This is a genomic window from Streptococcus oralis (assembly GCF_019929345.1).
Taxonomy (GTDB): Bacteria; Bacillota; Bacilli; order Lactobacillales; family Streptococcaceae; genus Streptococcus.
The window spans coordinates 39,709-65,184 of the sequence record NZ_JAHZPJ010000008.1; the positions used below are offsets into that span (position 1 = coordinate 39,709).

Sequence of the window (25,476 nt, forward strand, 5' to 3'; positions counted from 1 at the left end):
AAAACAGTCAAAACTCGTAAGGAGTGCAGGACAAAAAAGCCTGCAACATCCATGAGCTTTGACCATCATTTCTATTGCTTTTATTATTGTAGCAAATTGAGAGAATTTGTCAATCTAAATGTACTGACAAACTTGTCCATCGCGGTAGGCATTGTCAATCAAACCACCACCAAGACACTCTTCGCCATCGTAAAAGACAACTGCCTGTCCTGGTGTGATCGCGCGTTGCGGTTCCGCAAAGATAACTTCTGCCTTATCTCCTTTGACATGTACTGTCACCTTAGAATCAGGCTGACGGTAGCGGAATTTAGCTGTACATTCTAGCGTAAACTCTTCAGGCATGTCACGAGTAAAATGAACTTGACTGGCTTCTAGGCTTGTTGACATGAGCGAGTCGTGGTAGAAGCCTTGTCCGACATAGAGGATATTCTTGCTGAGGTCTTTTCCGACAACGAACCAAGGGGCATTGTCACCACCGTGTTGTCCACCGATACCGAGACCACCACGCTGACCAATCGTATAATACATAAGACCTGCATGCTCACCCATATCGCGTCCATCCACAGTCATCATACGACCAGGCTGAGCTGGTAGGTAGTTGCTGAGAAAGTTTTTAAAGTTCTTTTCTCCGATGAAGCAAATCCCTGTCGAATCTTTCTTCTTGGCAGTCGCGAGGCCTGCCTCTTCTGCTAGTCTGCGAACTTCAGGCTTTTCCAAATGTCCCAACGGGAACATAGTTTTTTGGAGTTGTTCTTGAGAAAGCTGGCTGAGAAAATAGGTCTGGTCCTTGCCATTGTCCACGCCACGAAGCATGTGAACGATGCCATCCTCATCACGCGCCACTCGAGCATAATGCCCCGTCGCTACATAGTCTGCTCCCAAGGTCATGGCATAGTCCAGAAAGGCCTTGAACTTGATTTCCTTGTTACACATAACATCTGGATTTGGCGTGCGCCCTGCACGGTATTCCGCTAGAAAATACTCAAAAACGCGATCCCAATACTCTTTTTCAAAATTAACAGAGTAGTAAGGAATGCCGATCTGGTCTGCCACCGTAGCCACATCCTTGTAATCTTCGGTCGCCGTACAGACGCCGTTTTCATCTGTGTCATCCCAGTTCTTCATGAAGATACCGATCACATCGTAGCCCTGCTCCTTGAGCAAGAGAGCCGTCACCGACGAATCAACACCACCACTCATCCCCACGACAACACGTGTTTTAGAGTTATCACTCATGGTAAGTCTCCCATCTATTCGTTTATTCACGATTGAAGGTCGTGTGTGCTTCAACGATTGAAGGTCGCTTGAGCAAGATTCATTATAGCATGCTTTAAAGAAGAAGACAAGGGAGGGATGAGAACACATGTAGAAAAGCATACAAAAAGTCGAGGGATTTCCTCGACTTTTACATATTTTTCTGTTAGCTAATTCTTAATACCAACCGTTGTTAAGCCAGAAGTTCTTGGCAGCTGTCCATGAACCGTAACGTCCTGAAACGTAAGCATCTGCTACACGTTCTTGGTTTTCAGCTGAGTAGTCGCCGTTCAAGTATGAATCTGTCAATTGGTAACGTCCGATATAACGTCCGTTTGTAGCTGTGTAGCTACCGCCTGATTCTTTTTGAGCGATCCATTCTTTGGCTTCTGCTTCAGAGCCACTTACAGTTGAAGCTGTGTAACTTTCTTCTTCATAAGAAGTGCTGGCTGTAGCAGCTGGTGCTTCGTAAGTTGTTGTTTCAGCAACTTCTTCATAAGTTGTAGCTTCGCTTGTTTCTTCTGTAGCAACTGGTGCTTCATAGGTTGTTGCAGAAGTTGCAGTTGCTGTCGATGAAGCTGTTCCTTCGATAACCAAAACTTGATCCACATAGATAAGGTGAATATCTTTGATATTGTTTTTTTCTGCCAATTTTTCAACAGTAGTGTTGTACTTCTCAGCGATTTCTGAAAGAGTATCACCTGGTTTAACTGTATAAGTTACAGTTTCTTGCGCAGAAGCAAGTACAGGCGCAAAGAAAGCAAGTAATGTTGCTACTCCTGCAAGAGTTGATTTGATTTTTTTAGTTGTTAATGTCATTTCTGAAAATTCTCCTTTTTACTATGCTTCTATCATACCGTTTGAATATTACCGTTTCTTAACGATTTTGTGTAGAAATATTACAAAAATATTTTATATTTACTGAAACATTGATATTTTTGTCATAAAAGGCCAAATTTTATACCATTTCTATCCATTTTTTCAGTTTTATAAGGGAAATAAGCACAGAACTTCATTCTTTGATATAATAGATATAAGAATCTTTGTAAGGGGAAACAGATGCAATCACTTCGTTTTCAATCTGTCTTTGATATTATCGGACCAGTCATGATTGGCCCATCAAGTAGCCATACTGCTGGAGCTGTTCGTATTGGGAAAATCGTCTCCTCCATCTTTGACGATACGCCAACAGAAGTCGAATTCCAATTATTTAATTCATTTGCCAAGACCTACCGTGGTCACGGGACAGACCTTGCTCTCGTTGCGGGTATTTTAGGTATGGATACGGACGATCCTGACATTCCAAATAGTCTCGAGATTGCCCATAAACATGGTATCAAGATTGTCTGGACCATTCAGAAAGACAGCAACGCTCCTCACCCTAATACCACTAAAATTACTGTGAAGAATGAACACAAATCCATCAGTGTGACAGGAATTTCCATCGGTGGGGGAAATATCCAAGTTACGGAACTTAACGGCTTTGCTGTCTCTCTCAACATGAACACACCGACCATCATCATCGTGCATCAGGATGTTCCAGGTATGATTGCCCATGTTACTGAAGCCCTCTCTCGTTTCGATATCAACATCGCTCAGATGAATGTGACTCGAGAAAAAGCTGGAGAAAAAGCCATCATGATTATCGAAGTCGATAGTCGAAGTTGCGAAGAGGCGATTGAAGAAATCCGAAAAATCCCTCATCTCCACAATGTCAATTTCTTTAAGTAGGAGGAAACATGTTTTATTCTATCAAAGAATTGGTCGAGCAAGCAGATCTAGACTTCCAAGGAAATGTCGCAGAACTCATGATTGCGACAGAATATCAATTAACCGGTCGAGAACGGCCAGAAGTTCTCCTTCTCATGGAACGCAATCTAGAAGTCATGAAAGCCTCTGTCGAGCTCGGTCTCAGTGAAAATAAATCCCGTAGTGGCCTAACGGGCGGAGACGCGGCCAAACTAGACCGCCATCTCAAAAGTGGCAAGGCCTTGTCGGACTTTACCATCCTATCAGCAGCCCGAAATGCCATCGCGGTCAATGAACACAATGCGAAGATGGGCTTGGTCTGCGCTACTCCAACCGCAGGAAGTGCTGGTTGTTTGCCAGCCGTTCTCACTGCTGCTATCCAAAAACTAGACCTCAGTCACGAAGAACAGCTGGATTTCCTCTTTGCTGCTGGTGCCTTTGGACTAGTCATCGCAAATAACGCTTCTATCTCAGGTGCTGAAGGTGGCTGCCAGGCCGAAGTTGGCTCTGCCTCTGCCATGAGTGCCGCAGCCTTAACCTTGGCTGCAGGTGGGACCCCCTATCAGGCTAGTCAAGCCATCGCCTTTGTCATTAAAAATATGCTGGGCCTCATCTGCGATCCCGTCGCTGGTCTGGTTGAGGTTCCATGTGTCAAACGAAATGCTATGGGGGCTAGCTTTGCCTTTATAGCGGCAGATATGGCCTTGGCAGGTATCGAGTCTAAGATCCCTGTTGACGAAGTCATCGATGCCATGTACCAAGTCGGATCAAGTCTTCCAACTGCCCTTCGTGAAACGGCTGAGGGTGGACTCGCCGCTACACCTACTGGTCGTCGCCTACAAAAAGAAATCTTCGGAGAATAAGCTTATCTATATCTATTAGGAGAAACTATGCCCTCTATCTCAGCAATCTTTTTTGATCTAGACGGAACCCTGGTTGACAGTTCCACCGGGATCCACAATGCCTTCACCTACACCTTTGAACAACTAGGAGTACCTAGCCCTGATGCCAAAACCATTCGTGGTTTCATGGGACCACCCCTTGAAAGTAGTTTTGCAACATGTCTTCCCAAGGAACAAATCTCGGAGGCCGTCCAGATATACCGCTCTTACTACAAGGAAAAAGGAATCCACGAAGCCCAACTCTTCCCCCGAATAACGGAATTACTCCAAGAACTTTCACAAAACTACCCTCTCTACATCACTACAACAAAGAATACTCCTACTGCTCATGATATGACTAAAAATCTGGGAATCCATCATTTCTTTGATGGCATTTACGGCTCTAGTCCTGAAACGCCACACAAGGCGGATGTCATCCGTTACGCCTTGCAAACGCATCAACTCCCTGCAGACCAAGTCCTCATCATTGGGGATACCAAGTTTGATATGATTGGAGCCCAAGAAACTGGCATTAAAAAGGTCGCTGTTACTTGGGGATTTGGAGAGGAGGCTGATTTACTCAGCTATCAGCCTGACTGGATTGCCCATACCATTGATGATATCATTAGCCAGCTCTAATCATATAAAAATACTCCTAACACTAGTAAACTAGGTTGAGGAGTATTTTTTATATAGGGTCATCCTTAGTAAATGACCAGAATGAAACGGAAAAACAGATTAACAGATTCGCAACATACACCCACCAGTACTCTGAGGAGTCGAGCGGCCACTAGAGGGCACAAAAGGTCCCTTTATTTACCTAAACATTATCCTCTTATCTTGACTCCCATCTACTGGTCTTGTCCACATCTCTGTTATTCTTGTACTTCTTTCTGAGCGGCCTTTCCTTGGTCCAGAAGGGCTTGAATAATTTTTTCATCGCGAAGTTTAACAGAATCGTTAATGACTGCAGCTGACTCAACGATGGTTGTTTCTAGTTGAGCACGTTTCTGGCGTCCCAACTCAATGGCAGCAACGATGCCTTGATTTTGAGCGACGAGACTTTCAGCTAGCTTGGTCACCGATTCGACAGCTACTGTTGGACTTTGGGCAATTTTCTCTATCTGCGGTATCACTTCCTTACTAGTTTCAGCTAGCATCTGAAGGGCTGCATTATTGGCATTGACAATGGCATCCGCCACGGCACCTGATTTGATTGATTGTTGCAAAATACCAAGTTGGGCAATCGAGAGTTTCATTGTTGGAATGGTATTGCGGCGAAGCATGCCCAATTTTTGGCGCATGTCTGATGAAACTTTGACGAGATTACGCATTTGCGGGGTCGTCGTCCAGGCTACGTAAAGGCGACTGACATACTCTGTATGCTGTTGTTCCAGTGTATTGACCACTTCTGCCATACGGGCCAACTCTTGGGACTTGGTTTGATATTCTACCGTTGTTGCATCTAATTGATCAACTTGAGCCTTCAATTCTGCAGCACGACCACCAGCTTCTGCCTGACTGGCCTCGATGAATGAAATCACACCGACTAGATTTTCAATGGATTTGGTATTGTCCTCAATCAACATCTCAGCAGAAACAATATTTCGAGCAAGCACATCTTCTTGCTTGACCACTGCAGCTGCCATACCATCTAGTTTTTGTTCAACTGTTTTTGAGTCAAAGTAAAATTCTTGTAGCGTATTCTTGCTCTTGTTAAACAATCGTTGCAAAAAGTTGGGCTTTTCTTCCAATTCTGCAATTTCAGCATTCTTGTATTTGGTTACAAAACCTTGGAGTTCGCGGTTAGTATTTTTTAGGAGATCATCCACCTGCGGAATTTGCAGTTTCTTCTGCTCGGTCAGGATACGGTTCACCGTACTATTGACATCTTCCACAGCTGATTGACCAAAGTCCAAGAGGGCATTTTGGTCTGTGACAAACTGATCCACCAACTGGGGCACGCGCACCTTGATTCCCTCTTGCTGTTCAGGACTTAGCTTTTCAAGAAAGGTGATGGTCTGGGCTGAGCCTGTGTTGGTCCCGATGATTTCAGTGGTTTTGTCCACTTTGGTCACTGTATTACTGGCAATCTGATCAATATCAAAATTAAATTCTGTCATGGTTACTCCTTTGTGTCTACCCTATTCCTTGCGATCTTTACCCAAGATACGCAAGCTAATATCAAAATCGCGCATATCTGTTTCATTGAGCTCTCTCAAAACTTGATCTAGCTCAAGATCAAATTGTTCAATGGCTACTCTAGCTTGTTCCAAGCGTTCCTCAGATCGATTATAGTTCTTAGGATTTGCCTTAATCTTTAAATAACCCTCTAAAACGGTCTGGAATTTTTCCATCTTTAAATTATGAATGGTCGCCAATTCTTCCTTGTCTCCAAAGTTAGATGCCTCTATTTTATTTATTATTTCCTGATGGTCACACGCGATATTGGCAAGCGTCTGAGCCAATTCTGGTGCCACTTCCTCGGGCTCCATATTTTCAATATCTATCTGGCTGTCTCTTTCCAAACGCTCTAGCTGAACACTGATAGTTGCTCTTACTGAGCGAACCTTCTTATCAATACGACTATAAACGGAATCACCAATATAAGATTTAAGCTGTTCGGCTTTCTGATGAATTTCACTCAGTTCAAGCAGTACTTGCTTGGACCGACTTTTATAGGCTGCTGATCCTTTCTCAGATAGGGTCTCCTCTAACTGCTGAATATCTTTATCAGTCTGACGAATTCGAGCTTTTAAGAGTTCAATTTGATCCTCTACAGAGCGATTACCACTCCTGCGTCGGTAAAGTGCATAAGCACCGAAACCAATTAGACTACAGATAGCCAAGGGGAAAGAATATTCAGCTAAGATACTAAAGAAAATCAATACTCCCCAGAAATAAAGGCAGCCTTTTAAAAATACATTACCTGATTTCATAAACATCCCTTATTTTCAATTTATAAATCTATTTTAGCATAAAAGCAGAAAATGAGGGGAAAAGTCGCCTAAAAGGGTTGATTTCTTTACACTAAAACTCGAAACATTCTCCATGAGTAAAAATAATCCTCCACATACCAGCCGAATCTCCAACTCACCCTTTTAAGACAAAGCAAAAAGCCCACTGTTGCAGGCTTTCTGTAAGATATTTCTTAAAATTAAAGCATCTTGTTATCTTGCAGTGATTAGGTACAGAAAAACAGGCCTAAGCCTGCTCTAAATCTAACTTGATTTCTTCAAAAACTATTAAATTCAAATAAGCTGAGAAAACATAAAGGGTAACAAAAAGGGGACTTAAATTGATGAGTTCAGTAAGCAAGTAAATTGCACCTGTCAAAGGTGCTTTTTATTTTACTATTTCTTATGAACTAATATGACGAAAATGACTAGGTTTAACTAAGTCTTTCAAGTATTATATAGCTAAATCGCGTTTTCTAAGTTCAGCCATTACAAGTTCTTCATCCTCTGGAGAGATCCAGGTAAAACGCAATCTAGCGAGTTCTTCATCGGTCCTTTCAGACGGGATGAGCTTAGGAGAACTCAACCCCATTGAGTCAATCTGAGAAAAAGCCTCTGATAAGTTCATTGTTACCCATCCTTTCTGACATTCATTTCAAGGACTATGCCACCCTTGTTTTCTTTCACACTAATTATATCATATTTAGAATTCCAAAAGTAAAATAGGTCCCCTGATAGACCAACCTGCTACTTTGCTTTTCTTGTAAAATGTTGTATACTTAAATAAATAAAGGAACTGGTTTGGCACCCAATGACCTATTTTAGGTCGGCGCCTAAGTCAGTTCCTTTTACTGTTTCGATTACTCCAAAGGATATGCCTTTAATATTCTTGCGTCAGTTAGTTTTTTAGGCTATAATTAAATTAACGGATAGAGGTTTTCCATCTCCCCTTGAAACAGTTCATTCTGCAGTAGGAGGTGGGACACCTCTATTTTTATAATTGCTAACCTCCGATTATACTTGTACTAGAAATTTTTTTGAGTTATAATTAAGTTAAGGTAAAGGTGGTCTAACGCCCATGAAGTAGCTTGCTGTGGAGGCGGTGGGTCACCTTTATTTGATTTTAAAATCAAGAAGATGTATAATTAAGTCGAGAAAGAAGCATGGTTTTCCCGCCCAAAAGCTCTATAGCTGTGGGAGAGTCATTCTTCTTTTTTATCTCTCAAAAGAGAACGAAAAAGCCGTCTCAATCTTTGAAACGGCTATGAAATCAATCTAGCAAATATCTAAGCAAACCCAGAAAAAATGGATTGAAATGATAATTCAATAGAGATATACTATTATCTTTCATATACCGATACAATAATTGTTTTGTAGTACTACTTATTTCTTTATATAATCTATCCAATGAACAATTCCTCCTTACATGCAATCCCAAACAAACTAAACCTATTTGATTGAATTGTTTATATTAAAAAGGTGGACTAGTGTCCACTAAAGATAATGAGGCAGTCGGGACTCGAACCCGAAGCGGTTGCTCTTATATTATTTTGTCCTCACCTAGATTATCACTCAGCTACCTCAGAACCGCATGAAACTGCCAATGATAAAAATATTTCTTTCATAGTAAACTCCTCTTTAATTTTTAACCAAGATAATGTTAGGCTCATCATTGAAATAAAGATTGAGATTGACATAGAAAATCCAAATGAGCTACAAAATATTGCAAGCTACTATCAACCATTCTATTGGTTAACACTAGTTTGGAAAGCCCTTTAATTATATCATTTTATTCAAATCTTATCAAGAAACAATTTAATTCTTCGTATAAGTATTTCTAAAACATACACATATTTATACTGTTTACAACAGAAAATAGTTTTTGAAGCATTATCTATTCCTATAGCCAATTAAACTTTAGTTAGACAACATTAATTTCTAATGTTCCTACATAACATCATTTCCCTTTTCTAAACGTCTTCTTCCTTTCTTCTATAAACTCAATCAATTCCTTCTTGAAGATTGCTTTTTCTTCTTCGCAAGTATATCCCTGCTCTCATCACTTCTATCCTTTGTTTTCCTGTCAGTGCTTATTTGATTACAGACATCGTGCATTTATGGCGAGTTTCGACTAGCGAATTTTTCCTATTTTCACTAGTCGGTTCAGGCATCGTCGTCATCAATCTCCTCTTTGCTCTCTGGCTCGGAAAAAAATATTCCGTCTGGCTTGCCCATAACCATTAACAAAAGTTCCTTGCAATTTCATTTTGCAGGGAATTTTTTATCCTCCTTCACAGTTAAGAAGTGTTCTATGGTTTTTTAAGACAAAGCAAAAAGCCCACTGTTGTAGGCTTTCTGTAAGATATTTCTTAAAATTAAAGCATTTTGTTGTAGAATTCAACGACAAGTGCTTCGTTGATTTCTGGGTTGATTTCGTCGCGTTCTGGCAAGCGAGTCAATGAACCTTCCAATTTTTCAGCGTCGAATGATACGAATGCTGGACGTCCAAGAGTAGCTTCTACTGCTTCAAGGATAGCTGGAACTTTCAATGATTTTTCACGAACTGAGATCACTTGACCTGGAGTTACGCGGTATGATGGGATATCAACGCGTTTTCCGTCAACAAGGATGTGACCGTGGTTTACGAATTGACGAGCTTGACGACGAGTAGTCGCAAGACCAAGACGGTAAACAACGTTATCCAAACGACGCTCCAAAAGAAGCATGAAGTTGAAACCTAGGATTCCGCCTTTAATTTTTGTAGCTTGTACGAACAAGTTACGGAATTGTTTTTCACCTACACCGTAAGTGAAACGAAGTTTTTGTTTTTCAGCCAATTGCAAACCGTATTCTGACAATTTAGAACGGTTGTTTGGTCCGTGTTGTCCTGGTACGTAGTTACGACGTGCCAATTCTTTACCTGTACCTGTAAGTGAAAGGCCAAGGCGACGAGCTTGTTTCCAAGATGGTCCTGTATAACGTGACATGTGTATGTCCTCCTGATATAAATAATATTTTGGTGGAAATAGTCACTTAGAAAGCCCTGATTCGTGCAGATGCCCTTCGCCTAAACAGCCAAGGTTACTTGTCATAAGACACCTGTTGACGAGCTTCATGCTTTCCTGCTGCTATTTCACACAAAGGTTATTGTACCATGAAAAGCTAGATTTGTAAAGGGATTTATAAGTTGAACTAAATTATTTTAATATTGCAGTGTCAACAAACAGCACTCCCTCTATCTTTCTAAGTGGTTTTTTAGAATGAAAATAGAGTGAGGAACATCTGAAAAGACTTGACTTAAAAATTCTAGATGTTGCTTGTCTTCACTATCCAAAGATACAGTATGTTTTACATTTACAGTGCCATCATTATTCTCAATGATCTGATGACCAAAAAGGATATCTCCAAACGGAGTCGCTGTTTTATCCCAAAATTCCTCAAAGGGTTTGACAAGTGTCAGCTGATATTCCATTGGGGGCATTCCTTCGAGTTCCATCATCCCACAAGATCCTGTCTTAAATTCACCATTTAATGTAATATTTTTTAAATCTTCTTCCCAGTCATACCACTTTTCAATATTTTCATAGTAGGCCCATACATCTTCTTTTGATGCTTTTATGGTTAAACTAAAACTAAATTCCATTACAATAACTCCTTTATAATATGTATACTTATTATAAGTGTTTTTATGATGTTTGTCAAATGATTTTTCATCATAGCATTAGCATTTCTTCTAAATGGGCTACCTGCTTTGGTTCTGCTTTTCATACTGATAAAATGGGATAAGAACGATGTCTTGGTCGTATGGCTTGATTTTCGCTCTCTTATTTAACCATTCCGGCAATAGTGCGATTCCTTTCCCGTTTTCAACTAAGCTGATAATGTTCTCAAATGAATCAATTTCTACAACTGATTTTAAATGAGCAAACTTCATTAAGCTTTGTTTTCTAAAAGGACAATTTTCATCTTTATTAACGAATATAGGCATTTCCTCACTAGCCTTTATGTTGCTCGAACAAGCATAAACTGACTCAATATGTCCGATAGTCTCATCATAATGCTTTAAATTTTCAATTTTTTGAAAGCAAAAAATTTTATCAAAGTCTTCCTGATGAGCAATGATTGGTATATCCGAAGTTTTTTGGATATTAATTTTGCTTTTATCCAAATCAATTGTTTGCGAATTATTAATATCGTGATTAAATAACAATTCTGAAATTAAGATGGATATTTTCGAGATTTCACATTTCTGCTTTAATTTCTCTAAATTGTTAGAAGTTTCCTTACAAAATTGATAAAATAAGTCTCCACTTTCTGTCGGAACTAAACCATTATATTTTCTGTAAAATAATTTCGTATCTAATTCAGTCTCAAACACTTTCAATCTAGCGCTGAGATTAGATTGCGCATATTGTAAGATCTTTGAACTTTTGTTTATTGATCTTGTCTCATAGATCGTCACAAAAATGCTCATATCATTAAAATTCATTTAAAACACCCTATCACTTTTTATGATAATTATATCATTTTTAAGTATTATTCAACATGATATAAATCATTTATACTGTCAATAGTTCATTAGAAAAGGGGTACTGCTATGCAAGCAATGCAATATACTATAAAATTACCATCAGATTATGATATGGATATCATTAGACAACGTGTCCGAAATACAGGTCATTTAATGGATGGATTCGACGATTTGTTTTTCAAAGTTTATTTAATCTCTGAAAAGTCTGAAGGCCAATTATTTAACAGTTACTGTCCGCTATATATTTGGAAAAATACCAACGGAATGACAAAATTCATATTTGATGGTTACTTTGATCATATTTTAAATTCTTTTGGCTGGCAGAATATTGAAATCGGAGTGACTTCATCAGTCGAAATATCTGATCATTTTGACTCAAGTAAATATGCTACATTGGAAATCATTGATATAGAAGCGTCTGAAAGTTTAAAATCCTTTACCATTCACGAGCAAATGCAAAACAACGAAAGTGGCAAAGTCGTTATTTTCAATCCTGATAAATGGAAAAAATGTATTTTTACTTTTTATACCAATAAACCCGATACACAACTACCAACATTTGAAATTTTGCATATTTCACAATAAGTAGCATATGATAAGTAATAGGGAAATGCCTGAGCAAACAATTTTTCATTTTTTTTGCACACTATGATAGTATACTTGCTCTTCCCAAAATTGTATGACCTTTACTGTCATCGGCTAAATGAAAAAATCGCTACGACATGTAACGATTTTTTGGCTATGCTATTAACTCAATTCGGCGATAATAGCCTTCAGTTGCTCCTTAGTATGAACACCAGCCACTTGCTTAACGACTTAACCGTCTTTCTTGAACAAAAGGGTCGGAATGGACATAATGCCGAATTCACGGGCAATATTTGGATTCTCATCCACATCTATTTTAAGGATTTTCAGTTCATCTTCACGAACTTCCTCTGCCAATTGCTCTAAGATAGGCGCCTGCATACAGCATGGACCACACCATGTTGCCCAAAAATCAATCAGAACCAGTCCGTCTTTTGTCTCTTCAACAAATGTTGCATCTGTAACTGCTGCTATTTCACACAAAATCCGTTCTACCATGAAAAGCTAGATTTGTAAAGGGATTTTACGCCTTTATTTCAAATTGAGGCTGAATGTAAACTTGCTTCCTAAGCCATATTGACTTTCTGCTGTGATTTCGCCACCAAGCTGATGGGCTAGTTCTCGAGCAATCGCAAGACCTAAGCCATGCCCACCTGTCTTCATATTGCGTGAAGTTTCTACACGATAAAGTCGTTTAAAAATCTTTTCCAAATCCTCAGGAAGGATTCCCTGCCCCTCGTCTTTCACACTGATTGTCAGCTCTTGTTCTGTTAATTGGGCAAGAACCTCGATTCTGGTTCCTGGTTCTGAATATTTAAAGGCATTGTTTAACAAATTGACCAGAATACGAGAAAGTTTGTCAGAATGGCTCTTGATTTTCGCCGACTCAGGTGACACTTGAATATAAACATCTCGCTCCTCTTGTTCAATCTGGAGTTGGAATTCACTCATTGACTCAATCAACAGCTGATCTAAAAAGACCTCTTCGACTTCTTCATCGGCAGTATCTTGAGGTTGTGTGTTAAGAGTCAAAACATCCAATTCCTCCACTAGCTTGTTTAGACGCTCGGTTTGCCGACCAATCGTGGCTAAGTAGTGGAGTCGCTCCTCTTCCTTAATCACTCCATCTAGAATTCCCTCAACAGTAACCTGAATGGAGGTAATGGGAGTTTTAATATCATGAGAGAGCTGCGCAATCATCATTCTCTTTTCTTGCTCGCTCTCATCAAGTGATTGAAAGGTAGCCTGCAAATTGTGGGACATGTCATTAAAAGCCTGGCCCAGCTCTTGAAATTCTAATGGGCCTTTGGTTTCGATTTCTGTACTGAAATCCTTGCTTGCTATATCCTGAGCTTGTTTTTTCAAATGTTTCAGAGAAGAGAACACAGGCGACAAGAGAAAGATGCTCACTGCAGCGCCAATGAAACTAGCAATCAAGGTCATTCCAACTAGAAAGTAAACTTCACTTTTCTCGATCAACATTCGTTGGACTGCCCAGAAAACGACCAAAATCGTTAGTAGAGTCGACACTAGATACCCCACTAAAATATAGTTTTTTAATTTCATTTTCTACCTCTTGGTCTTTCCATCTTATAGCCCAAACCCCAGACAGTTTTGATAGCAGGAGCATTTGAATTCGTATACTTGGTCAACTCTTGCCTCAAAGCATGGATATGAACATTGAGTGTATTGGTATCATCCACATAGTCCTCTTGCCATACCTTCTCGTAAAGTTCCGTCTTTGAAAAGACTCTCTCGGGATTGCTGGCTAATATCCATAGAAGTTCAAAGGATTTTACTGTCAATTCCAAAGGTTGATCCCCAATGCGAACTTCATGAGTCACATGGTTGATTACCAAGTCACCAAACTCGATCTGTTCTGTCTCTCCTCCACGGCTAAGGCGACGCAAGATATTATTCACTCTTAAAACCAATTCGCGTGGGCTAAAGGGTTTGACTATAAAATCATCTGCCCCCAAACTTAATCCATAAATCTTATCCTGTTCGCTTGTCTTAGCAGTTGTAAAGAGGAAGGGTTGATCCGGAGCGATATACTGAACTTCACTGATAAAATCATAACCATCCATATTGGGCATCATGATATCTGTGATAATGAGGTCGATAGATTTTTTTCTAAAAAGCTCTAATCCCTCCTTGCCATCATGGGCGACCAAAACGTCGTAACCTGCCTGTATAAGATAGCGGTTTTGAATATCTAGAATATCTATCTCATCATCAACCAGCAAAATTGTCTTTTTCATCTGACACTCCTTCGATAAAAACAGTGTTATACTTGCTTTAGTATAACACTATTTTCTCTAATGTTTAAGTGATTTGAATCTTAATCTTCTCGTTTGCTTGTCAAACCCAAAAGTCCAACAAGACCTGCCAAGGCTAGACCAAAGATACCAAGGCCAGCTGTAGCTGTTTTAGCTTCCCCAGTATTTGGTAGCATCGCTTTATCATCTTTTTTCATCATATTAGCCATTGGGCTAGAAGCTGGTTGATCTACTTTCATATCTGACATATGGTGATTTGTACCCATCATACCCTCAGTCGTACCTGTAGAGCCTGTTTCAGAAGGCTTCGTATTCATCTGATCTTGTTGAGATGGTATTGTCGCCATTTCTTTTCCACGAAGTCGAATCGTTACTTGACGAGTAGCAATCAGATTGGTCAAATCAGGTTTGCCATCTTTAGAACCATAGACTTTAACAGTAGCTAGGTATGTATGTGTTCCGTTAGCTCGAAGTTGATCCAGCAAGGCCTGACCATCTTTGCCAACCGTATTGCCATTCAAATCCACTTCGTAGAAATATTGACCTTTAGCCAAGCCTTCAAGTGGCAATAGGGCAGGATTTTTAGCTGTTCCGTTGTCTGACCATGGGGCTTTGTCTGAAGCTTTTAACAAGAGGCGAGTCAACATACCATCTCCACCAAAAGCTTCGTATGGAATAACTTGGTTGACACCTGCCAAGAAAGGTCCAGGAACCTTAGCCTTATCAAGGTAGCTAGCTGGAACATCAATCATGTCTTTGACATTGTTAACAACAGAGTCTTTAACTTGATTTGGTGTGGTTGAACCATTCAAATTAACAGTCAAATCTTTAGTCGCTACCAGATTGGTTAAGTCAGGCTTGCCGTCTTTTGCACCGTACACTTTGATGGTAGCCTTATAGCTTTGTGTACCATTTTGTTTCAAGAGGTCAAGCAGCTCTTTATCTGATTTACCTTGGGTGCCTGCCAAGTCCACTTCATAGAAGTAAAGGCCTTTGCCCAATTTCTCTACTGGTGGGAGAGCTGGATTTTTAGCTGAGCCGTTGTCGGACCACGGAGCCTTATCGGATGCTTTCAAGATAAGACGAGTTAACATGCCATCACCAGCGAAGAATTCATATGGAATGACTTGATTGACACCAGCTGTAAATGGGCCTGGAAAATTGGCTTTGTCAAGGTAGCTAGCTGGGACATCTACTGTGTCTTTGGTATTGTCAGCCACACCTTTTTGAACTTCAGCTGGAGTGGTTAAACCATTCAAGTTAACATCCAAATTTTTAGTTGCTACAAGGTTGCTCAAGTCTGCCTTGCCATCTTTCGCACCATACACTTTGATGGTAGCCTTATAGCTTTGCGTACCATTTTGTTTCAAGAGATCAAGCAACTCTTTATCTGATTTGCCTTGGGTGCCAGCCAAGTCTACTTCGTAGAAGTAAAGGCCTTTGCCCAATTTCTCTACTGGTGGGAGAGCTGGATTTTTAGCTGTTCCGTTGTCGGACCATGGAGCCTTGTCGGATGCTTTCAAGATCAGGCGAGTCAACATGCCGTCACCAGCGAAGAATTCATATGGAATAACTTGATTGACACCAGCTGTAAATGGGCCTGGGAAATTGGCTTTGTCAAGGTAGCTAGCTGGGACATCTACTGTATCTTTTGTATTGTCAGCCACACCTTTTTGCACTTCAGCTGGTGTGGTCAAGCCATTCAAATTAACAGTCAAATCTTTAGTCGCTACCAGATTAGTTAAGTCAGGCTTGCCGTCTTTTGCACCGTACACCTTGATAGTTGCTTTATAGCTTTGAGTGCCGTTTTGTTTCAACAAGTCTAACAAATCTTTATCTGATTTGCCTTGAGTGCCGGCCAAATCCACTTCATAGAAGTAAAGACCTTTGCCCAATTTCTCTACTGGTGGGAGAGCTGGATTTTTAGCTGTTCCGTTGTCGGACCATGGAGCCTTGTCGGATGCTTTCAAGATAAGGCGAGTCAACATGCCATCACCAGCGAAGAATTCATATGGAATGACTTGGTTGACACCAGCTGTGAAGGGACCAGGGAAGTTAGCTTTGTCCAAGTAAGCAGCTGGGACATCTACTGTATCTTTTGTATTGTCAGCCACACCTTTTTGCACTTCAGCTGGAGTGGTCGCTGCTTGTGCTTCACTGGCTTCACGGTCTTGTCCAGAAACTGTAGACGCAGGACTTTCCACAGATTTAACTGCCTCTTCTGTTTGTTTCTTAGAGTCAGGTTGTGCTTGCACTTCTTCTTTTGGTGCTACTACTTGGTCTTTAGCAGTCACATCCGCTTTTTCTGAAGAACTTGTCGTATCCACACTTGCTTTAGGTGTTGGAACAGACTGTTCTGAAGGAAGAGCTACATCGACTGCTTTTTTGAGAACCTCTGCTGGTAAGTCGCTCTTTTCACTCACCGAAGCAGCGTCTGGCACGACTTGGGCAGGGGTCGGATTGACGACATCAGCACGTGCAGAACTTGGTTGACCAACTAGGACAAAGAAGCCACTAGCCACAACAACTGAAGCAACACCGACACTGAGACGGCGAATAGACCAACGGGTATATCTCTGATTTGGATTGAATTTCATAGGATTCTCCTTAGAGTTTTCTTTTTTTGATGACTCTAGTATAATCTCCTAAAATTAAAAAGGATTAAGAAAAAGTTAAAATTTTTCTTAAATCCCTCTTATAAAATACTTATATTGACTCGTTAATTATTGGGAAAGAGAGTAGCCCTTCCTCCCCTACTCACTCAGTTCAGCTAGGGTGTCCAGATGTTGGTTATTAATGACGGCCATGATGTAGGCATCTGCCTGCAAGAGGTCATTGGGTCCGAATTGGACATCCAGAGGAGCATTTTCGTAGGCACGAAAACCAAGTACGTTGAGGTTGTATCGCCCACGTAGATCTAACTGACTGAGGCTTTTACCTACCCATGATTGGGGGATTTTCATCTCGACAATCGATACATTCTTGTCCAACTGAAAGACGTCTACGCTGTTATGAAAGAGGATGGTCTGTGCCAATGAGCGCCCCATTTCAAACTCTGGTGAAATGACTGCGTCTGCACCAATTTTTTCCAACACCTTTTTAGCTGTATGGCTTTTGACCTTGGCAATGACGGTCGGCACTCCTAGACTCTTGCAGTGCATGACCGCGAGAACACTGGACTCCAGATTTTCACCCGTTGCGACGACTACGGTATCACAGGTGTCAATCCCCGCTGATAGAAGGAGTTCTTCATCCGTGATATCTCCAACTACTCCACGCGCCAACACTGGTTCAAATTGATTAATGCGTTCCTCGTGGTCATCAATAGCAATGATATTCATGTCATGCTTGGCTAGGGCAGCCAAAACACTGCTCCCAAAAATTCCCAAGCCTAAAATTCCAATTGTCCGATCTGACATCGTTTTTCCTTTCTTATCCGATAGTGATATCTGCTTTCATATAGTGAATCGTATCTTTCTTGTCTGGCTGGTATTCCGCTACACTGACCAGTAGTGTCAAGGGACCAATACGGCCGATAAACATCAACAACATAACGATACTGAGGGCTAACTTACCTAATTCTGGTGTTAAATTTGCCGTTACCCCAACAGTCGCAAGGGCTGAAATGGTCTCAAACATGAGATAGATAAAGCGCGGATTTCCTTCTGCTGTTATCCCTAGTAAAATCAAGCCCAGTAAGAAGGTCAGCAAGAAGATAATAAAGACACTGAAAGATTTTTGCACAGTTCGGGGTTCAATGGTCCTCCGAGCCACATTGGCATGAGGCAAGCCCAATAGTTCGCTACGAGCAAAGACCAACAAGACAAAGAAGGTCGTAATCTTGAGCCCCCCTGCTGTCCCTCCAGGTGCCCCGCCCAGAAACATCTGCAAGATGTAAATCAGTAAGGTAACTGGTCGAGCCTGGGTGTAGTCAATTGAAGCAAAGCCAGCCGTTCTCATGCTGACGGTCTGGAAGAAACTAACCAGCAGTTTCTCTGGAGCGCTGAGATTTCCAATCGTTCCAGGATTATTCCACTCAATTAAGAGAGTCGATACTGTTCCAAAGAGCAGAATTCCCGCTGTTAAAAAGAGAACTAGCTTAGTATGGAAACGCAGACGGCGTTTTTTCTTTTTCCCAAACTGGGTCGCTAAATCAAACCAGACCATAAATCCTAGCCCACCCGTGATAATCAAACCTGCAATCACTAGATTGATTAAGGGGTCCGTTTGAAAGGCTACCAAACTCGTACTTCCAAAATTATCAAATCCAGCATTGCAGAAAGCTGAAATAGCCAAAAAGATAGAGGTTAAAATCCCTCGTCCCCAGCCAAATTCAGGAATAAAGCGGAAACTCAAGAGAAAGGCACCGAGTCCTTCCACCAGAAAAGTCGTCAGAAAGATCGAGCGGATAAAGTCCTTTAGAGACTGAGTTTCCCCATAACTAAAACTTTCTTGAATGGTTTCACGACCACGAAGACTAAGCTTTTGCTTGCCTTGGATATAAAAGATTCCGATAAAGGTCATGAGCCCCAAACCACCAATCTGAATCAAGATCATGCAGATCAACTGGCCCCAGATATTGTAGGTCGAAGCCACCGGCTGGGTGAAGAGCCCTGTCACACAGACCATGGACACAGTCGTAAAGAGATGGTCAAAGTAGGTCGCTTGTGACGTTGCTGCTTGCACAAAGGGGAGGCTTAAAAGGAGCGAACCCAAGAAGATTACTAGAGCAAAACTTAAAAAGATGCGACGGGCTGGCGATAAACGTCCCAGTGTCGTCTTTATTTTTTCCAAAAATGATTTGAATAACATAACTACATTCTACCATAAAAACAGTAAGAGTACTCACATGTGGTGCACAATGGCAAGACAGAGTTCGAGGGCCTTATCAAAAGCTTCTGAGCCCCAATCACGACTGTCGTAGTTGTCTAGATCTGCTAAAGAATCTGCGGTAAAGAGCAACTCTCCCCATACAACCCCACGTAGCTGGGCTACTGCCGCAAGAGCAGAGCACTCCATCTCCACAACAGCACAGCCTTCTTCCTTGCGATAGGCGACCTTTTCAGCCGTCTCTCGGTAAAAACCATCTGTCGTCCAGGTCATAACTTCCTCGTAAGGAATGCCTCTTTGTTCTAAGACTTGCTCAATGGCAGAGATAGCCTCAATCTGCATCTCCATATAACGAGAAGGCGCTACATAATGGTAACTTGTTCCCTCATCTCGCAAAGCGCGAACAGGGACGAGAAAGGCATTCTCATCTATATTGGCTAGGACTCCACAGGTTCCAGTGGAAATGATTTGCTCCACACCATAGCCAATCAACCAATCCATAAACTGGGCCGCTGGGGCAGAGCCCACGGGCGCCTGGGCCAGACAAACCTCCTCTCCCTTGTAGTTGAGGACATAGACTGGATAAGTCTTGGTGGCCGAAACGAACTCACCAATACAGGCCGCACCTACTTCTTGAGCATAGCGGTCAATCTCTTCCTCCAAAAATGCATAGATACACTTCTTTGGCAACTTTAAGTCCAATCCCTCATGTGTTGGCATAAGGACCGCTTGGGGATTGTCATCAAACTCTAAAATGGGAATCGCATGTTTCTGAATCATAACCCACCTCCTGTAATTTTGTACTATTGTATCAAAAGCTGACGGAGTGTCAAGGAGGAAGCTGATGCACTGAGAGTAAAAACAATACAATCGCAACTTTTTAACAGATACTCTTCTTAATGGCACCATGGACTTGCTTAAAAGTTCGATGAAATAAGCATATAAGAGAACACCACCTGTTGTGTACCCACCCTAAAAGTTAGATTTTTCTGTCTAACTTTTTGGGATACAGTACATTGATGTGGGAGGTCTATTTTAGTTATAAGCTCTGCCACATTTTCACCAAGCTCTAATCCAAGCTGAATATACTCCTGTGGGTGATTATATCTGCGAGGTCATCCAGGAGCAACACCGCGATATGTTCATCCGGATGCAAGTTCAGATATAGGGATAAAAACGTCTAGACGTAATCAACCTAATTAATTTTCAAATAATAGTTCAGCAACCAACCTCAGAAATTTTTAGAAAAATCCTTTATCCTAGTATATTCTAGAAAGCAACTATCATAAAGATTATCTGGATTAAGAAGCGTCCTTCTAATAAGTCCAACAAGATAGCCACCATCTTCACCTTAAGTATATTTTGAGATTCTCAAAAATGATAGAAACAATTTCCTAAAAGCAGAAAATAGAATAATAAAAAAGTAGCCCTTAAGCATATTTGATAGCTACTTTTTATTGTTTAGGCAGATTTATTTCGTTACTCAATCAAATAATTCTTAAATATCTCCACCAATTCCCTTGAATTTTTCAACAAAACGACTGATCTTTTGAAAAACGGTTTGTTTTTTTGTACGATATTGTGGATTCAGTGGGCTCATTTTCGGCAGAGCTTCATTCAAATCATTTCCATTTTCACTAGCATACTCACGCTTCAACGAAGCTTGTATGTAGCGCTTAGCTCTTTGTTCATTTAATCCCTCAATCCGTATCAACTCATCCGCTTCCCTTTTCTGCTCACCTTGAGCAAAAATAAAGAACTGCTCAATGATATCTGATTTATCAGCAAAACTATCTAAGTCACTGTCATGGATGAAAGCAACTATCAGATCTTCCTTAGCTCGATTGCCAAGACTTGCTCGAATCGTCCGAGTAATTTCCGAAACAAGTTCATCCTTATCTGAAACCTTTTTATTAGTCTCAAAAATTAGCTCTAAGATATAGTCTAGATTGATTTCTTGGGATTTTAGTAATTCAACTTCAAAAACAATCGAATCCCAATCAACTTTAGATTCGTTATCTTCCCGATTACGGCGTTCATTCTCATACCATGACTTAATGTCATTATAGGTTGAACGGTAGTCTTGAATTTCCCTCGTACTTGGGATGTCTAACCTAGACAACTCCTCCAGAGTTTCATCGTCCACATGGAAACGTTCCTTGAAAGCCTCTACAGCCTTATCATCTAAGATATCAAGTTCTTGTAAAGCTCGTAAACTCATGAAATCATCGTAGTTTTGTAAGATATTATCTAAACGAAGAAATTGACCAAACAACGAGACAAATTCTTTCTTATCACTCTCTTTAATGATAGCTTGCGGGTCCGGAAATTTTTCTTGTAACTCTTGAACAACGTCCATATAACCCTTTTGCTCTTCACCGGCCTCCGTAAAGCCTGTCATATACTCTTGATAAGAACGTTCGAGCAAGACTTCTGCTGTCTCAGTCTTTCCAAATAGCTTAATAGCATCAGTTGTAGCCTTCTCTAAATCCCGGAAGGTTACAATATTCCCAAATGACTTGGTAGCATCATAAATTCGATTGGTGCGTGAAAAAGCTTGGATTAAACCATGATATCTCAAATTTTTATCCACAAATAAAGTATTTAAAGTCGGTGCATCAAAGCCAGTCAAGAACATCCCAACTACAATTAAGAGATCCACTTCCCGATTTTTGACGCGTTTAGCCAAATCACGATAGTAATTCTGGAAATCATTACCGTTAATCGTAAAATTAGTGCCAAATAACTGATTATAATCAGCTATACAGCTACTCAAAAATTCTTTACTACTAATATCCGCTAAATCTTCCGGTGAAAAGCTCTCATCATCAATTTCACCAATAGCCACCTGAGACTCATTCGCAGCATAGGAAAAGATAGTCGCAATCTTCAATGGTTTTTCAGAATCTTTTTGCTGATTTTGCAACTCTTGATAGTAGGCTTTTGCTGCATCAACACTTGAAACAGCAAACATAGCATTGAAACCTTTACCAGTTAATCGATGCGTCTTTTGATCAAAATGATCTAAGACATACCTAGATATTTCAGCAATTCGAGTCGGATGAAGCAGCGCTTTTTTATTTTCAGCTGCAGACAACTTGGCCAAGTCCTGCTCGCTTTCAATTGACTTAAACTTCGGACGAACGTCGTTATAATCCACCATGAACTTCAGAACTTTTTGATCTCGAATCGCATCAGTAAGCACATAGGCATGTAACTCACGACCGAAAACAGATGCCGTTGTCTCGGAACCAAGCGCATTCTCTACCTTAATCGGTGTACCCGTAAAACCAAACTGGCAATATTTCTTAAATTTCTGTCTAAGACGCTTTTGCGCTTCACCAAACTGAGAACGATGACATTCATCAAAAATGAAAACCACTTGCTTTTGATAAATTTCATGATGACTTTCACTGCTCATAAAATTGTTAAGCTTCTGAATGGTCGTCACGACAATTTTATTATCATCCTTCTCGATATTGCGTTTGAGTCCTGCAGTGCTATTTGAACCATTGACTGAGTCAGGTGAAAATCGCTGGTACTCTTTCATAGTCTGATAATCCAAGTCCTTGCGGTCCACCACAAAGAAAACCTTATCCACTTCTTCCATCTCAGTAGCAAGTCTAGCAGCTTTAAAACTTGTCAGGGTCTTCCCTGAACCAGTAGTATGCCAAATATAGCCACCTGTATCAGGACCGCTTTTGATTTTTGAAGCAATAGCTGAACGTATCTTCCAGATGATTCGTTCAGTTGCTGCAATCTGATAAGGACGCATGATGAGAAGAGTGTTATTAGTATCAAAGACAGAATAATTTATCAAAACATTTAATAAGGTCTGTTGACTCAAGAAGGTTGCTGTAAAGTCCTTCAAGTCCTTAATAGGATTATTATTTTTCAAAGCCCAGTTCATGGTGAACTCATAAGAATTCTTATCTCGCTTGGTCGTATTAGCAAAATACCGAGTATCCGTTCCGTTTGAAATGATAAAAATCTGAAGGTACTTAAAGAGAGAATTCTCCTCATTGAAACTCTCTTTACTATATCTGTGCACCTGATTAAAGGCCTCTCGAATCGCAACTCCGCGTTTTTTGAGCTCAATTTGTACCAGAGGCAATCCGTTTACCAGCAAGGTCACATCATAACGATTGCTACTGGTACCGACTTGCTTCATTTGATTAATGACTTGCAGTTTATTTCGACTAATATTTTTCTTATCCCATAGATAGATATTCTGGATATGCCCATCATCAAAGATAAAATCATAAATATAGTTGTCATGAAGTTTTCTGGTACGATCAATCAAACTGTCACTGGGTTTATTGAGGTACTCATCCAAGAAGCGCAACCACTCAGCATCTGTAAAAACCACATTATTCAGAACTTCCATCTGAGTCTTGAGATTAGCCAAAAGCGCCTCTGGGGTCGTCAAATAAGTAAGATACTCGTATCCTTGCTGGCGCAAGTCAGCAATCAACTCCTTCTCCAAATCCGCCTCAGTCTGATACTGACTAGGCTGTTCTAGCTTGGTATACTTTTCTAAAATGATAAAATTATCTGACTCAACAATAGCTGTAGTGAATGTACTTTCAGACATAATTACTCCTTATAATTGCAAGTGCTCTCTAAATGCTGTAACAGGTTTTTTAAAAGCGCAGTTTCTGGGAGGGTTACTAGTTCATCTTCCTCGGTTGATACTTTAGAATGACTAGAAATATTTAATATCCTTGACTCATAGTTACTAAAACTTCCTTCATTATCACGTGGCAATAAATCCTGCCATTTTTGATAACCCAGGAAAGTTGCTGTTTTCTCGTAAAGATTTCTTAAAAAATTAAAATGATATTTATAAACCAAATTGTCTTCTATAGCTTTATGTAATGATTTTCTTAAAAAATTATGATAAGCAAAAGGAGAGTCATCCGGTTGAGGTATCAGCTCATATGACCCATCTTCTAATTTTTCAAATCTAAATCTACTACTATCAGGAACCTTTCGGGTGTCAATATAGGTTCCATACTTTCCAGTTTCTTCGTCAATAGCTCGCTTACTATATCTCTCATTCCGTTTAATATTTTTTAACTCATTATATAAGACGTTATAGAATAAAGGATTGTGAGTTGTTATTATAAATTTAAGATCAGACTTACTCGTTCTAATTAACTTACCTAAATTTGATGCAACTTCTATCAAGTGGTTTTCATCTAATGATGAAACTGGGTCATCAATAAATACATACTCTAAATCATCAAACTCTCTAGTACTACGTTCATCAGGTTCTAGTATATCAAGCTCACTAATAACTAGCTCTAGCAATGTATAAAAAATAGACCAAATAAAATTGCTCTCTTCACCTTTGGATAACTTAATTTGTTCGTTTAGTCTATCCTCACCATCACCACTTTGAATAGTGAAAAGAATATGACCATCTGACAAAAGAAATGAAGGTGTCATTTTATCATTTGTATAATGCTGAAAATGCGAAATAATATTCTGATCCTGTCCCTGCTCTTGAATAATCCAAGATATAAAAGAATTTGGCTGAATCTTCAGTTTAAAATCTTGATTGCTATCAAGATCATTATCCCAATAGAACAAGTCCTCAGTAAAAGCATTATAATAAAGAATCTTATCTCTCGTAAGACCGCCTTCTTCAGCTTGAAACAACTTAGCAAACTCTTTAGAGAGTCTGGTCTTGCCTGTCCCATTAAAGGCGTAGATCAGCTGAACTTTCTGGTTTGAAGCTTTTAACTCTTGTGCAATATCACTTAGCGCTTTTGCCATATCCCTTTCCTATTCTTTTCTATAAATCAAAATTAAGCAATTGTTCCCGCCAGTATTCATACTGTTTTTGTCTCTGTTCTATCTCTTTAGGAAGACCCTCAGAAAGAGAGTTGGTTAGGGTGTTAAAATTATCAAGTATAGAGACGATTTGAGATTGAGTTGATAAAGGAGGCAATAATATTTGAATTTTTGCAAGATTTTTAGGATACAGTTCAATTACTTTCGTTCCTAGAACTCTTTTTTCCTTCTGAATTTGGAAAAAACTAGTCCTAAAAAGATAAGCTAAAAATTTAGCATTTTGTTCGGTTCTGATTATACATGAATGTCCTCCAATACAAACTTCATCTTTTCCTAACCAAACCAAAGACTTACCAACATCTTCAACATTCTCGGATGTCGTTGCAACAATCAAATCACCAGTTTTAGCTTTTTGAAGTTTTTTCGATAATTCTAAATTAATAAACGACTTCGTTATATCAGTTTCAATTCCATAGTATGTATATATCTGTCCGTAATGGATACAAGGAACGCCTGCGTCTTGAAAATCTTTTTTCTGAAGCCCATTCCCCCGAATAATGTCTCCTATAGCTCCCAATTCCACCCGAATTGGACCAAAAACCCAGTTCAAG

The 25,476-nt window shown here is 40.1% G+C and carries 21 protein-coding genes and 3 pseudogenes; 6 read left to right on the plus strand and 18 right to left on the minus strand.

What is annotated here, in order from left to right; translation table 11 throughout:
* Positions 1-114: 114 nt before the first annotated feature.
* The gene (mnmA, locus tag K1I97_RS06390; RefSeq protein WP_223331207.1) at positions 115-1,236 is read right to left on the minus strand and encodes a tRNA 2-thiouridine(34) synthase MnmA; all 1,122 of its coding nucleotides are present in this window, start codon (positions 1,234-1,236) and stop codon (positions 115-117) included.
* Between the two features lie 195 nt (positions 1,237-1,431).
* The gene (locus K1I97_RS06395; RefSeq protein ID WP_223331208.1) at positions 1,432-2,073 is read right to left on the minus strand and encodes a LysM peptidoglycan-binding domain-containing protein; all 642 of its coding nucleotides are present in this window, start codon (positions 2,071-2,073) and stop codon (positions 1,432-1,434) included.
* Positions 2,074-2,313: 240 nt separating this feature from the next.
* Between K1I97_RS06395 and sdaAB the strand changes: the two genes are divergently transcribed.
* From sdaAB to K1I97_RS06410, 3 genes are read left to right on the plus strand one after another with little or no spacing between them, the layout of a single operon-like run.
* Positions 2,314-2,985: an L-serine ammonia-lyase, iron-sulfur-dependent subunit beta gene (gene sdaAB / locus K1I97_RS06400; RefSeq protein WP_223331209.1), complete on the plus strand. Its 672-nt coding sequence runs from the start codon at positions 2,314-2,316 to the stop codon at positions 2,983-2,985.
* 8 nt (positions 2,986-2,993) lie between these two features.
* Positions 2,994-3,866: an L-serine ammonia-lyase, iron-sulfur-dependent, subunit alpha gene (gene sdaAA, locus K1I97_RS06405; protein ID WP_223331210.1), complete on the plus strand. Its 873-nt coding sequence runs from the start codon at positions 2,994-2,996 to the stop codon at positions 3,864-3,866.
* 27 nt (positions 3,867-3,893) lie between these two features.
* Positions 3,894-4,523: an HAD-IA family hydrolase gene (locus K1I97_RS06410; RefSeq protein WP_223331211.1), complete on the plus strand. Its 630-nt coding sequence runs from the start codon at positions 3,894-3,896 to the stop codon at positions 4,521-4,523.
* Positions 4,524-4,759: 236 nt separating this feature from the next.
* On the opposite strand, the gene K1I97_RS06415 is transcribed toward K1I97_RS06410, so the two are convergent.
* The 3 genes from K1I97_RS06415 to K1I97_RS06425 form a co-directional block, all read right to left on the minus strand.
* Positions 4,760-6,007: a toxic anion resistance protein gene (locus tag K1I97_RS06415; protein ID WP_223331212.1), complete on the minus strand. Its 1,248-nt coding sequence runs from the start codon at positions 6,005-6,007 to the stop codon at positions 4,760-4,762.
* Positions 6,008-6,028: 21 nt separating this feature from the next.
* Entirely contained in the window at positions 6,029-6,823 is a 795-nt protein-coding gene (locus tag K1I97_RS06420; protein WP_223331213.1) for a hypothetical protein, read from the minus strand.
* Between the two features lie 472 nt (positions 6,824-7,295).
* Entirely contained in the window at positions 7,296-7,469 is a 174-nt protein-coding gene (locus K1I97_RS06425) for a hypothetical protein (protein WP_223331214.1), read from the minus strand.
* 1,403 nt (positions 7,470-8,872) lie between these two features.
* On the opposite strand from K1I97_RS06425, the pseudogene K1I97_RS06430 reads away from it, so the two are divergent.
* A pseudogene (locus tag K1I97_RS06430) lies at positions 8,873-9,085 on the plus strand (HXXEE domain-containing protein); the annotation flags it as partial.
* A gap of 131 nt (positions 9,086-9,216) precedes the next feature.
* On the opposite strand, the gene rpsD reads toward K1I97_RS06430, so the two are convergent.
* The 3 genes from rpsD to K1I97_RS06445 all read right to left on the minus strand — a co-directional run bounded on the left by rpsD (position 9,217) and on the right by K1I97_RS06445 (position 11,330).
* Positions 9,217-9,828 (minus strand): 30S ribosomal protein S4, encoded by a 612-nt coding sequence (gene rpsD, locus K1I97_RS06435; protein WP_000092756.1) that lies wholly within the window; start codon positions 9,826-9,828, stop codon positions 9,217-9,219.
* Positions 9,829-10,076: 248 nt separating this feature from the next.
* On the minus strand, positions 10,077-10,484 hold the full coding sequence (locus K1I97_RS06440) for a polyketide cyclase (protein WP_223331215.1): 408 nt from the start codon (positions 10,482-10,484) through the stop codon (positions 10,077-10,079).
* A 99-nt stretch (positions 10,485-10,583) separates the two neighbouring features.
* On the minus strand, positions 10,584-11,330 hold the full coding sequence (locus K1I97_RS06445) for a LysR family transcriptional regulator (RefSeq protein ID WP_223331216.1): 747 nt from the start codon (positions 11,328-11,330) through the stop codon (positions 10,584-10,586).
* Positions 11,331-11,438: 108 nt separating this feature from the next.
* Here K1I97_RS06445 and K1I97_RS06450 point away from each other — a divergent pair, with 108 nt between their 5' ends.
* The gene (locus tag K1I97_RS06450; protein ID WP_223331217.1) at positions 11,439-11,957 is read left to right on the plus strand and encodes a DUF4865 family protein; all 519 of its coding nucleotides are present in this window, start codon (positions 11,439-11,441) and stop codon (positions 11,955-11,957) included.
* Positions 11,958-12,119: 162 nt separating this feature from the next.
* Here the strand turns inward: K1I97_RS06450 and trxA are convergent.
* From trxA to K1I97_RS06485, 7 genes and pseudogenes are all read right to left on the minus strand, one after another.
* Positions 12,120-12,455 (minus strand): annotated as a pseudogene (gene trxA, locus K1I97_RS06455) (thioredoxin).
* A gap of 33 nt (positions 12,456-12,488) precedes the next feature.
* Positions 12,489-13,523 (minus strand): sensor histidine kinase, encoded by a 1,035-nt coding sequence (locus tag K1I97_RS06460; protein WP_000769389.1) that lies wholly within the window; start codon positions 13,521-13,523, stop codon positions 12,489-12,491.
* Positions 13,520-14,218, minus strand: a complete 699-nt coding sequence (locus K1I97_RS06465; RefSeq protein WP_049506218.1) for a response regulator transcription factor — start codon at positions 14,216-14,218, stop codon at positions 13,520-13,522. Before K1I97_RS06465 ends, K1I97_RS06460 begins: the two co-directional genes overlap by 4 nt.
* An 80-nt stretch (positions 14,219-14,298) precedes the next feature.
* On the minus strand, positions 14,299-16,833 hold the full coding sequence (locus tag K1I97_RS06470; RefSeq protein WP_223331218.1) for an SSURE domain-containing protein: 2,535 nt from the start codon (positions 16,831-16,833) through the stop codon (positions 14,299-14,301).
* A 156-nt stretch (positions 16,834-16,989) separates the two neighbouring features.
* On the minus strand, positions 16,990-17,655 hold the full coding sequence (locus K1I97_RS06475; RefSeq protein WP_038806509.1) for a potassium channel family protein: 666 nt from the start codon (positions 17,653-17,655) through the stop codon (positions 16,990-16,992).
* Positions 17,656-17,668: 13 nt separating this feature from the next.
* A complete protein-coding gene (locus tag K1I97_RS06480; protein ID WP_223331219.1) occupies positions 17,669-19,048 on the minus strand; it encodes a TrkH family potassium uptake protein in 1,380 nt (459 codons plus the stop codon).
* Positions 19,049-19,081: 33 nt separating this feature from the next.
* Positions 19,082-19,846, minus strand: a complete 765-nt coding sequence (locus K1I97_RS06485) for a nucleoside phosphorylase (protein WP_223331220.1) — start codon at positions 19,844-19,846, stop codon at positions 19,082-19,084.
* A 265-nt stretch (positions 19,847-20,111) separates the two neighbouring features.
* Between K1I97_RS06485 and K1I97_RS06490 the strand changes: the two are divergent.
* A pseudogene (locus K1I97_RS06490) lies at positions 20,112-20,234 on the plus strand (MerR family transcriptional regulator); the annotation flags it as partial.
* 330 nt (positions 20,235-20,564) lie between these two features.
* On the opposite strand, the gene K1I97_RS06495 reads toward K1I97_RS06490, so the two are convergent.
* From K1I97_RS06495 to K1I97_RS06505, 3 genes are read right to left on the minus strand one after another with little or no spacing between them, the layout of a single operon-like run.
* The gene (locus K1I97_RS06495; RefSeq protein WP_223331221.1) at positions 20,565-23,660 is read right to left on the minus strand and encodes a type I restriction endonuclease subunit R; all 3,096 of its coding nucleotides are present in this window, start codon (positions 23,658-23,660) and stop codon (positions 20,565-20,567) included.
* Between the two features lie 2 nt (positions 23,661-23,662).
* Positions 23,663-24,847 carry an AAA family ATPase gene (locus K1I97_RS06500; RefSeq protein WP_223331222.1) on the minus strand — a complete coding sequence of 395 codons (1,185 nt, stop codon included), beginning with the start codon at positions 24,845-24,847 and terminating at the stop codon, positions 23,663-23,665.
* Between the two features lie 19 nt (positions 24,848-24,866).
* Entirely contained in the window at positions 24,867-25,475 is a 609-nt protein-coding gene (locus K1I97_RS06505; protein ID WP_223331223.1) for a restriction endonuclease subunit S, read from the minus strand.
* Position 25,476 lies beyond the last annotated feature (1 nt).